The organism is Streptomyces panaciradicis (assembly GCF_023516615.1).
GTDB lineage: Bacteria > Actinomycetota > Actinomycetes > Streptomycetales > Streptomycetaceae > Streptomyces > Streptomyces panaciradicis.
The window spans coordinates 1-9,907 of the sequence record NZ_JAMGBF010000183.1 but is presented as its reverse complement, the minus strand read 5'-3'; the positions used below and the strand labels follow the sequence as shown (position 1 = coordinate 9,907).

Annotated in this window: 7 protein-coding genes; 3 read left to right on the top strand and 4 right to left on the bottom strand. The window is 73.2% G+C overall.

Annotated elements, in window-relative coordinates:
• Positions 1–318 precede the first annotated feature (318 nt).
• Both M8J74_RS39035 and M8J74_RS39030 read right to left on the bottom strand, forming a co-directional pair.
• Positions 319–2,331 (bottom strand): HEAT repeat domain-containing protein, encoded by a 2,013-nt coding sequence (locus M8J74_RS39035; protein ID WP_249840979.1) that lies wholly within the window; start codon positions 2,329–2,331, stop codon positions 319–321.
• 96 nt (positions 2,332–2,427) lie between these two features.
• A complete protein-coding gene (locus M8J74_RS39030; protein ID WP_249840978.1) occupies positions 2,428–4,107 on the bottom strand; it encodes a DNA alkylation response protein in 1,680 nt (559 codons plus the stop codon).
• A gap of 71 nt (positions 4,108–4,178) precedes the next feature.
• Here M8J74_RS39030 and M8J74_RS39025 point away from each other — a divergent pair, with 71 nt between their 5' ends.
• The gene (locus M8J74_RS39025) at positions 4,179–4,925 is read left to right on the top strand and encodes a PaaX family transcriptional regulator C-terminal domain-containing protein (RefSeq protein ID WP_249840977.1); all 747 of its coding nucleotides are present in this window, start codon (positions 4,179–4,181) and stop codon (positions 4,923–4,925) included.
• Between the two features lie 63 nt (positions 4,926–4,988).
• Here the strand turns inward: M8J74_RS39025 and M8J74_RS39020 are convergent, their stop codons facing one another.
• Positions 4,989–5,792, bottom strand: a complete 804-nt coding sequence (locus tag M8J74_RS39020; protein WP_249840976.1) for a pectate lyase — start codon at positions 5,790–5,792, stop codon at positions 4,989–4,991.
• A gap of 51 nt (positions 5,793–5,843) precedes the next feature.
• Complete coding sequence (locus tag M8J74_RS39015; protein WP_249840975.1) at positions 5,844–6,821, bottom strand: pectate lyase family protein; 978 nt, start codon at positions 6,819–6,821, stop codon at positions 5,844–5,846.
• Between the two features lie 399 nt (positions 6,822–7,220).
• On the opposite strand from M8J74_RS39015, the gene M8J74_RS39010 reads away from it, so the two are divergent.
• Both M8J74_RS39010 and M8J74_RS45100 read left to right on the top strand, forming a co-directional pair.
• Positions 7,221–8,540, top strand: coding sequence for an extracellular catalytic domain type 1 short-chain-length polyhydroxyalkanoate depolymerase (locus M8J74_RS39010; protein ID WP_249840974.1), 1,320 nt, complete (start codon positions 7,221–7,223; stop codon positions 8,538–8,540).
• Between the two features lie 176 nt (positions 8,541–8,716).
• Complete coding sequence (locus M8J74_RS45100) at positions 8,717–9,775, top strand: hypothetical protein (protein WP_372500414.1); 1,059 nt, start codon at positions 8,717–8,719, stop codon at positions 9,773–9,775.
• The last annotated feature ends 132 nt before the right edge of the window (positions 9,776–9,907 follow it).

Sequence of the window (9,907 nt, the reverse complement as noted above, 5' to 3'; positions counted from 1 at the left end):
GCCCGCCCGGCCGTGACACCGCCCGGCTCACCGACCGTGACACTGCCCTGCCCGCCCGGCCGTGACACCGCCCGGCTCACCGACCGTGACACTGCCCTGCCCGCCCGGCCGTGACGCCCCTGCCCGCCCGCCCGCCCGCGACGGCCGCCGCCGCCCCACGGACGGGCACCCGGTCCCCTGGGCGATGACACGGCGGGCGGCCCGCCGCCACAGGAACCGGGTGAGCAGGAACAGCAGCACGGCCCAGGCGGCCCGGATCGCCGGCTGACCGGACCGCGTCCGTCCGCCGGCGGGATCCGTCTCCGACCCGCGGGTTCCCTACCCGGCGCTCACCCCGTCCCGGCACAGCCGCAGCAGGCGCACGTCGTCGGCGATGTCGTGGCTGCCGTAGCCGTCGAGGGACGCCTGGTGGCGCCGGGGGGAGGCCAGTTCCGCGCGCAGCAGATCGTGCAGGGGCGCGGCCACCGGGCCCAGTTCGGTGACGCACTCCGCGACGGTGGGCCGGGTGTGCGGGTTCGTCGCCCAGGCCGTCCGCAGAACCGGGGCGGCGATGTCGGTCTCGTCGTCCCCGCCGATCCGCCACAGGGCGCACGCCGCCGACGTCCGCTGCCACAGGTCGTCGGCCGCCGCCATGCGGCGCAGGTCGGCCAGGGCGGGACGGCCCGCCGGACCGAGCCGCCCCAGCGCCTCGGCCGCCACCGCTCGCCCGCGCCGCTCGCCCCGCAACTCCCGCAGCAGCACCGGCAGTACAGCGGCCGCGTCGCCCTCCACCGCCCACAGTGCCGCCGCGGCGGCGACCGCCGGCCCGGTGTCCAGCAGGCCCCGCAGCACGGGTGCCGCCTCACCCGCCGCCGCCCCGAACGCGCCCAGCGCGCGGACCGCCGACTCCACCACCGCCTCCCGCGACCGCAGGCCGTCCGGCATGCCCAGCAGCAGGCGCAGCACCTGCGGTACCGACTCCACGTCCCCGAGCGCCCCCAGGGCCCACAGCAACGGTGCTGCCCGGTCGTACGTCTCGGCGGAGTCGAGCGGGACCTGCCCGAGCCGGTGCCGCAGGGCCGGTGCCAGTGGACGCGCCGCGGCGCCCAGTTCGACGGCCACGCGTCCCAGTTCGTTCGGCACGACCGGCCCGGCCAGCAGCTGAGCCAGCACCGGCGTCGCCCGCGGATCCCCGCACAGGGCGAGGGACTTGAGCGCGGTACCGAGGGTCGGCGCCCCGTACTCCCACCGACGCACCCACAGATCCGGTCGGGAGACGACCAGGGTGTGCAGGTGGTCCGCGGCCGGGGCGGCCAGGTCGAGCAGGCCTTCGAGGACGGACAGCGCGGCCTCCCGCAACCGGTCGTCGCCCGCGGTGAGTTGCGCGCCGATCAGCTCCACCGGTGCGCGGTAGTCGGCGCGCCACTCGCGGAACAGCCCCAGGGACATCCACACCGCGTTGCACCGGTCGGTCGCGTCCGGACTGCTCAACTGCCCCATCAGCAGGGCGATCCGCTCCTCCACCCGGCCGCCGAGCGCGCTGTGCAGGGTCCGCAGCAGCTGCGAGCCCTCCTCGTCGGAGGGGCGCAGCCGCCGCAGCCGGCCGACGAGCGTGTCCGTCTCCGGCCGGTCCGGTTCCCCGGTCCGGCACGGCCGCCGCTTCGAGCGCTCCCTGAGCAGTCGTACGACGGTGGGCACCAGGTCCTCGGGGAGCCGGTCGGGGGCGCAGTCCGCGAGCTGCCCGAGCGCCGCCAGCCGCAGCCCGGGCCCGAACGGGGGCGCGCTCTGGGCCGCCAGCAGCTCCACCGCCCCGGCCGCCTGCCCGGGGTGGCGGCGGGCGAACACCCCGAGGGCCTCGGCGAGGGCGAGCAGAACCCGGTCGTCCCGCTCCACGGTGAGCCGCTCCCGCAACAGGCCCAGCACGCGCGCGGGTGCGTCGAGGAACCTCACGAGCGCGCCCGCCGCCGCGCGCCGCACCTCGGCGTCGGGGTCCCGGGTCAGCCGCACGAAGACCTCGGCGCCCGCGCGGACCGCGGCGCGGGCCATGGCGCGGGTGTCGTCGCCGACCCGCTCCTCGCCCTCCTGACCGATGCTGACCAGCAGGTCCACGATGCCGCCCCGCTCGGGGACCGTCTCGCTCGCCACGAGCGCGAGCAGGAACGGAAGGGACGCCAGCGTCGAGTCGTACACGTCGCCCTGGTGGTGGACCGCTCCGTACATGCCGTCGAGTGCGGTCTCCCGCTCGGCCGGATCCGCCGAGGCCAGGCCCCTCAGCAGTGCGGGCACGTCCTCCGCGCCGCCGTACGCGTGCCTCAGCGAGGCCCAGTCGACCTCGTCGATCCCCGTGAACACGTTTCCTCCCCCAGGCGAAGCGCCAACTGCTCGTGAGTCTGCACCACGCCACTGACAACGGAGCGGGACCGGGGGGTCACTGTGCGCAGATCTCGCCTATGGCAAGGACGACCCGCCGTCCGGCAGGGAACGCTCCAGGATCGCGTCCAGGTCGGCGGCGTCGGGGAGCGTGCCGAAGGCGTGTCCCCAGTCCCCGCCCAGCCGGGTGGCGCAGAACGCGTCGGCGACCGCGGGCGGGGCGCACCGGACCAGCAGGGAGGCCTGCAGGGCCAGCGCCATCAGCTCCACCAGGCGGCGCGCGCCGGCCTCGGAACCGGTGGCCACCAGCCCTTCCAGGCGGACCACGGCGGCGTCCAGCCGGGCGTCCGCGCCCCGGGCCAGGGCGAGTTCGTCGAACAGGGCCTGCGCGGTGCCGGGCTCCCGGCGCAGCGCCCGCAGCACGTCCAGGGCGTTGACGTTCCCCGAGCCCTCCCAGATCGACAGCAGCGGGGCCTCGCGGTAGTGGCGGGGCATGTCCGACTCCTCGACGTAGCCGTTGCCGCCCAGGCACTCCAGGGCCTCCGCGGTGAAGGCGGGGCCCCGCTTGGTGACCCAGTACTTGCCCACGGCCGTGGCGATCCGCCGGAAGGCCGTCTCGGCGGCGTCCCCGCGGACCGCCCGGTCGGCCGCCCCGGCCAGCCGCAGGGTGAGCGTGGTGGCGGCCTCCGACTCCAGCGCCAGATCGGCCAGAACGTTGCGCATCAGCGGCTGGTCGATCAGCCGCGCCCCGAACGCGCTGCGGTGGCGCACGTGGTGGCCGGCCTCGACCAGCGTCTTGCGCATCAGCGTGGCCGACATCATCACGCAGTCCAGACGGGTGCAGTTGACCATCTCGATGATCGTCTTGACGCCCCGGCCGTCGGGCCCGACCAGCCAGGCCACCGTCCCGTCGAACTCGGGCTCGGAGGACGCGTTGGAGCGGTTGCCGAGTTTGTCCTTGAGCCGCTGGATGCGGAAGGTGTTGCGGCTGCCGTCGGGAAGGACGCGCGGTACCAGGAAGCAGGAGAGACCCTCCGGAGCCTGCGCCAGGACCAGGAACACGTCGCACATCGGCGCCGAGGTGAACCACTTGTGCCCGCGCAGCCGGTACATGCCGGGCTCGGCGGTCGGCCACGCCGTCGTGGTGTTCGTACGGACGTCGGAGCCGCCCTGCTTCTCGGTCATCCCCATGCCCGCGAGCAGGCCGGGCTTCTCGGTCGGCACCCGTAGCGTGGGGTCGTACTCGCGGGCGGTGAGCAGGGGTTCGTAGACCTCGGCCAGCTCCGGCTGGGCGCGAAGGGCCGGGACGGCCGCGTAGGTCATCGACGTCGGGCAGCCGTGCCCCGCGTCGGTGTGGCCCCACACCAGTCCGCCCGCGGTCCGGGCGACGTGCGCACCGGGCCGCGCGTCCGCCCACGGCGCCCCGGCCAGCCCCTCGGCGACCGCGGTCCGCATCAGGTGGTGCCATGCGGGGTGGAAGTCCACCTCGTCGATCCGGTTGCCGTACCGGTCGTGCGTCCGCAGCACCGGCTCGTGGACATTGGCCAGTTCCGCCCACTCCTGCGCTTCCGCGCTGCCGGCCCGCAGTCCCAGCCGCCGCACGTCCTCCTCGGCCCAGCCGGCACCCTCGCGGCGCAGTCCCTCCAGCAGGGCGGTGTCCTCGGAGGCGTCGTACGGCGTCAGGGGAGGCGGCTGGTTGGTGACGTCGTGCGTCGCGTACTGCGGCTGCGGCCGCGCGGGAACGGGTGTCGAGACCATGCCGTCATGTTGCATCTTTTCTGCGTCCGCAGCAATGATGCAACAACTAGGCGCCCGTAGAGTACGTGCCCATGCGCGTGAACGTCTCGGAGAGGTCCGGCGAGGTCGATCTGCGGCCGCTGTCCGCGAGGTCGGTCGTGCTGAGCCTGCTGCTGGGCACGCACCCGCCGGAGCTCGCGGTCAAGGACCTCGTCCGGGCGGTGGAGCCCTTCGGCGTGGGCGGCTCCACGCTGCGTGCCGCGCTCAGCCGCATGGTCACCGCCGGTGACCTGCGGCGCTCCGAGGACTCCGTCTACCGGCTCAGCGACCGTCTGCTGGCCCGTCAGCGCCGGCAGGACGAGGCGGTGGAGGCCGGCACGCGCGCGTGGAACGGCGAGTGGGAGATGGTGGTGGTCACGGCGACGGGCCGCGGCCCCGCCGAACGGGCCGAGCTGCGCGCCCGTCTCACCGCGCTGCGGCTGGCCGAACTGCGCGAGGGGGTGTGGCTGCGTCCCGCCAACCTCCTGCGCCCGCTGCCGGGCGACCTGGCGGCGGTGGCCGAGACCTGCACCGCCCGCCCCGACCGCCCGGCGCGTGAACTGGCCGAACGGCTGTGGCCGTTGGACGCCTGGGCCGCCACCGCCCGCGCTCTGCTGGCCCACATCGCTCGGGCGGACCGGCCCGCGGACGTCTTCGCCGCCTTCGCCGCGGTCGTACGCCATCTGCTGACGGACCCCGTGCTGCCCGCCGCACTCCTCCCCGCCGACTGGCCGGGAGCGGCCCTGCGCGCCGCGTACGCGGACTACCAGCGGCAGATCACCCGGGACATGGGCGGCTGACACGGCGGCCGTACGAAGCACCGCGCGGGTGTGCTTCGTACGGCCTGATCCACCGTGGGGGGGCTACTTGTAGGTGATGTCCGAGCTCGCGTACTTGCAGTACGTCCCGTCCGGGCCCGAACCGTTCTTCGGCGGCTCCGCGCCCGTGTTGTTGCCGATGTACTTCTGGCAGGGCACGATCTTCTTGCCGCTGTCACCGACGATGGTGATCTTCTTCAGGGTGGCGCTGTCGCCGTAGTTGGTGTTGATGCCGACGAGCGCGCTGCCCTTGTAGGTGGCCTCGATGGTGTCGAGGTTGATGGTCCGCTTGTACTGCGTCTTGCAGTTGCCGCAGCTGCGCACCAGCTTGCCGAAGTTCTGCACGGCGAAGTTCGAGACGTTGAGCGTGCCGGCGCCGTTGAACTGGAAGACCTTGTCGCTGGCCTCCTTCGCGCCACCGCCGGAGACGGTGTACACGTTGGACGACGAGGAGCCCCGGAACGTCGCCGCGTCCTCGCCGACGTCCTCCCACCACACGTTCTGCAGCGTGCAGCTGCCCTCGCAGTGGATGCCGTCCGCGGCGGGCGCGCCGATGATGACGTTCTTCAGGACGGCGCCGGCCGCCAGGTCCAGGATCGGGTCCTGGCTCTCGCTCTGGCCGCCGGTGCCCAGGTCGCCGCTGCCGTAGAGGCGCTTCATCCCGTAGTCCTTGGTGCCGGAGACCGAGATGGTGGCGGTGACGGCCTGGCTGCCGTTGGCGGTCGGCCAGGTCGCGGCGGTCGCCGGAGCGGCCCCGTCCGTCATGATCATGACAGATGTGAGGCCGAGCGCGGCCAGGGTGCCGGTCAGCGCGCGCCTGCGGGCGCGTAAGGAAGCTGGTGAAGTCATGTCCCGATGCCTTCTTCCGGATGGGGGGTGGAGTCGGAGCTTTCCGACGGGTCAGAGCTTTCCGGCGCCCGCGCCGCCGGTCACCGAGGCGACGACGGAGGAGGCCGGCTCGGCGGTGTAGCCGTAGGGCGGGCTGGTGAAGGTCCCGACCTGCGAGATCTCGGTCGTGGCGCCGCCCAGGTCGTTGCCCCTGAGGTTGGCGTGACCGTCCTCGTCGCTGTCCCGGCTGGTGGTGACGGCGACCTGGGTGGAGCGGAAGACGTTGTTCTCGACGAGCATCTGCGCGCCCATGCGGGAGTGCACGGCGGTCTCGGCGCCGACGACGTAGTTGTCGTAGAAGTGCCCGGTGCCGAAACGCAGGCTCGGAATGCGGGAGTTGACGTTGTCGAACCAGTTGTGGTGGTACGTCACCCGCAGGTGCCCGGTGTCCTCGCTCGCGTTGTTGTCGCTGTGACCGACCAGGGAACCCTTGTAGTGGTCCTTGAAGGTGTTCCAGGAGACGGTCACGTAGTCGGACGCGTGGGTGATGTCGACCAGGCCGTCGTAGTAGTCCTTGCCGTGGTCGCGGTCGGAGGACAGGGAGTTGTGGTCGATCCACACCTTGGTCGACTTCTGGACCGTGATGGCGTCCGTGCCGACGGCCTTGCTGATGTTCAGGTTGCGGACGATCACGTTCGTGGCGTTCTTCAGCCGCAGTCCGCCGCCGGTGAACCCGGACGACGAACCGACGCCGAGCACCGTGGTGTTGGAGCCGACGTCCACCTGGCCGCTCAGGGAGATGATGCCACTGACCCTGACGACCTTCGCGGTGCTTCCGGTCACGGCCGACTTGAACGCCGACAGCGTCGTGACGGTCGTCGCGGAGGCGCTGCCGCCGCCGGTGGTGCCGGCGCCGAACCCGACCGGTGAGGACTCCGCCGCCGAGGCGGACCGGGGCAGGACGAGGAGGGTGACGGCGGCGAGGGCGGCCGCCGCGGCCGTCACTGCCGTGGATCTTTGCGCGTGTGTACGTGGGGGGCGAGTACGCATGCGGGTGCGTCCCTTCGACAGCGTGCGTGATCGTGTATGTGAACGATGTTCGCCATGCTGAGCACTGCGCGAACTATTGTGACCGTTTGGCCCCATGGAGAGGCCTCTCGGTCACGTCGCTGAACGGACCGTAGGGGGTAAGCGCTTTCTGCGTCAACGCTTTGCGCAGCACAATTCCGTCCGGTCGGCGGGCTGCGGCGCCGTGTCCGGACCCGGTCGGGGCAAGTGGTGTGGGAGCGCTTCCATGATGGTTGTGTCCATGCCACCATGCGGGACGCACGCCTCCCCTTTTCCGGGAGATTCCCCGGAGGTTCCGAGAGGTTCCCGGAAGGGGTGGCTCACCCTTCCGGAACGCCGAGAACGGAGTACGAGGACGTGTCCACCCGCACCCGCCCCCACATGACCACGAGCCGACCGCCGCGGACGATCCTGTCGGTGCTGGCCGCCGTACTGCTGCCCTTACTCGCCGCGGGGGCCCTCACCGCACCCCCGGCCGCCGCCGCACCCCCGGCCGCCACCGCCCGGCGCGCCGCCGTCCCCACCGCCACCCTCACCGAGGTCACGAACTTCGGCACCAACCCCAGCAACCTGCAGATGTACCTCTACGTGCCGAACAACGTCACCGCGCACCCCGCGGTCGTCGTGGCCGTGCACTACTGCACCGGCTCCGGGCCCGCCATGTACAACGGCACCGAGTGGGCCCGACTCGCCGACACCCACGGCTTCGTCGTGATCTACCCCTCGGTCACCCGCGCCAGCAAGTGCTTCGACGTCTCCTCGCCCCAGGCCCTCAAGCGCGGCGGCGGCAGCGATCCCGTCGGCATCAAGTCCATGATCGACTGGGTGACCCGCACCTACGACGCGGACACCGGCAAGATCTTCGCCACCGGCATCTCCTCCGGCGCGATGATGACGAACGTCCTGCTCGGCGACTACCCGGACGTCTTCGCGGCCGGCGCCGCCTTCTCCGGCGTGCCCTTCGGCTGCTTCGCCACCACCGACGGCTCCGAGTGGAACAGCGCCTGCGCGAACGGCACGGTCACCCACACCCCGCAGCAATGGGGCGACCTGGTCCGGGCCGCGTACCCCGGCTACACCGGGCGCCGTCCGCGGATGCAGCTGTGGCACGGTACCGAGGACACGACGCTGCGGTACCCGAACTTCGGGGAGGAGATCAAGCAGTGGACCGATGTCCTCGGCGCCGGCCAGACCCCGGCCGCCACCGACACCCCCGTCTCCGGCTGGACCCGCACCCGCTACGGCTCCACTGGTGACCAGGCGCCCGTCGAGGCGATCAGCCTCCAGGGCGTCGGCCACAACCTCTACGCCAACGGGATGGCCTCCCGGGCGCTGACCTTCTTCGGCCTCGACGGCTCGGGTTCCACGCCCCAGCCCCAGCCGGGCACCTGCAAGGTGTCCGCCACCACCAGCGCCTGGAGCACGGGACTGACGGCCTCCGTGACCATCACCAACACCGGCACCACCCCGGTCGACGGCTGGCGGCTCGGCTTCACCCTGCCCGCCGGGCAGACCATCACCAACGGCTGGGGCGCCACGTACGCGCCGAGCAGCGGAGCGGTGACGGCCACCAACGCCTCGTACGACGGGACGATCGCCCCGAACGCGAGCGTGAGCATCGGCTACCAGGCGAACCACAGCGGCAACAGTGCGGCGCCCGCCGCCTTCACGCTCAACGGGACTGCCTGCACGGCTGGTTGACCTTTACGGATGACGCGCTGGCCGGGGACGGGCGATCTCCGGCCACCGCGTCGTTCGTCCTGCTCCCGGGCGCCGCCTTTTCGCGGTGCTCTCTCTCCTTCGAGTCCGGGTGACGTGGCGCGGAACGGGAACCCGGCCAATCCGGCAAAGCGAACTCATACGGAACGAGGAGAGTCATGGCTCGGCAGGAGCGACAGTCGTCGTCGACGACCCTTCCGGAGCCGCTGCGGACCGCGGCCTCGGCGCTGCGGCACGTGCCCGGCGCCGGAACGGTGAGCAGGGTGGCCGGAGGAGCGCTGGACAAGATCGGGGCCGTGTCACCGCGGGGGCGGCGCCTGGCGGTGTACACCGGGGCCGGGGTGCTCGGCGTCGCGGGCATCGTGGAGTGGCCGGTCGCCGTCACCGGGGCGGCGGTGGCCTGGCTGACACAGCCGCGGCCGGAGGAGCGGGAGCCCTCCGGGGACTCGGAGGAGTCCGGAGGCGCCGTGCCCGCGGGTGAGATCGGGGTGATCCCGCTGGACGAGGAGCCCGAGGAGCCCGAGGAGCCCGAGGAGCCCGAGGAGCCCGAGGCGCCTGAGGACGAGGTGGGGGAGATGCGCGCCGGCGAGGTGCGGGAGACCCCCTCGGGCCGGGATTCCCGGACCTCCTCCGGCCGGGATTCCCAGACCCCCTCCGGTCAGGATTCCCGGACCTCCTCGGGCCAGGGGCTGTCCGCCACCTCCTCCGGTCAGGTGTTCGACGCACCCTCCGGTGACGTGGGCACGACGCCCGGTGCCGGTAGGGGCGGAGCGCCCGGCGGCCTGCCGTCCGACACGCAGCCGGTGATCACCGGCGACACCCAGCTGCCCACCGGTCCCCAGGCCCCGGCGCCCGGAGAGGCCGGGGTGATGACCGGTGACGCGGACCGGGTTCTCGGCTCGCAGGCCCCGATCCTCGGCGCGATGGAGCCGGTCACCGGTGACGGGTGGCAGGCGTCCGGTGCGCAGATGCCGGAGTCTGTGGCCGCCGGTGACGCGGAGGAGGAGCCGGACCCCGGTGCGATGGAGCCGGCGTCCGGCGACACGCGGCAGGCGTCCGGTACCGAGGCGCCCGGTCCCGTGCTCGCCCGGGATGTGGAGGACCTGCCCGGTCCGGAGGCACCGGAGCCCGGGGCCGCCGAAGAGGCTGCCGAGGCGGAGCGGGACGGTTCGGGCGAGGACGGCGTCGGCGGGCGTGCCCCGGGTGAGGGGGTGTGATGGCTCTGGGACTGCTGACACGTCCCGCGGCCACCGCGGGCCGGCTCGCCGTGGCCGGGCCGCGGCTGCTGGTCCGCGGCACGGTTCCCGCGGTGGGTACGGCGGCCGGGGCGGTGGCGGGGGCCGCCCGCG

What these genes read in the sequence shown, in the direction of transcription:
- M8J74_RS39015 (WP_249840975.1), bottom strand. Translation starts at nt 6,821, where the DNA reads ATGCGTACTCGCCCCCCACGTACACACGCGCAAAGATCCACGGCAGTG.
- M8J74_RS39030 (WP_249840978.1), bottom strand. Translation starts at nt 4,107, where the DNA reads ATGGTCTCGACACCCGTTCCCGCGCGGCCGCAGCCGCAGTACGCGACG.
- M8J74_RS39010 (WP_249840974.1), top strand. Translation starts at nt 7,221, where the DNA reads ATGACCACGAGCCGACCGCCGCGGACGATCCTGTCGGTGCTGGCCGCC.
- M8J74_RS39020 (WP_249840976.1), bottom strand. Translation starts at nt 5,792, where the DNA reads ATGACTTCACCAGCTTCCTTACGCGCCCGCAGGCGCGCGCTGACCGGC.
- M8J74_RS39025 (WP_249840977.1), top strand. Translation starts at nt 4,179, where the DNA reads ATGCGCGTGAACGTCTCGGAGAGGTCCGGCGAGGTCGATCTGCGGCCG.
- M8J74_RS45100 (WP_372500414.1), top strand. Translation starts at nt 8,717, where the DNA reads ATGGCTCGGCAGGAGCGACAGTCGTCGTCGACGACCCTTCCGGAGCCG.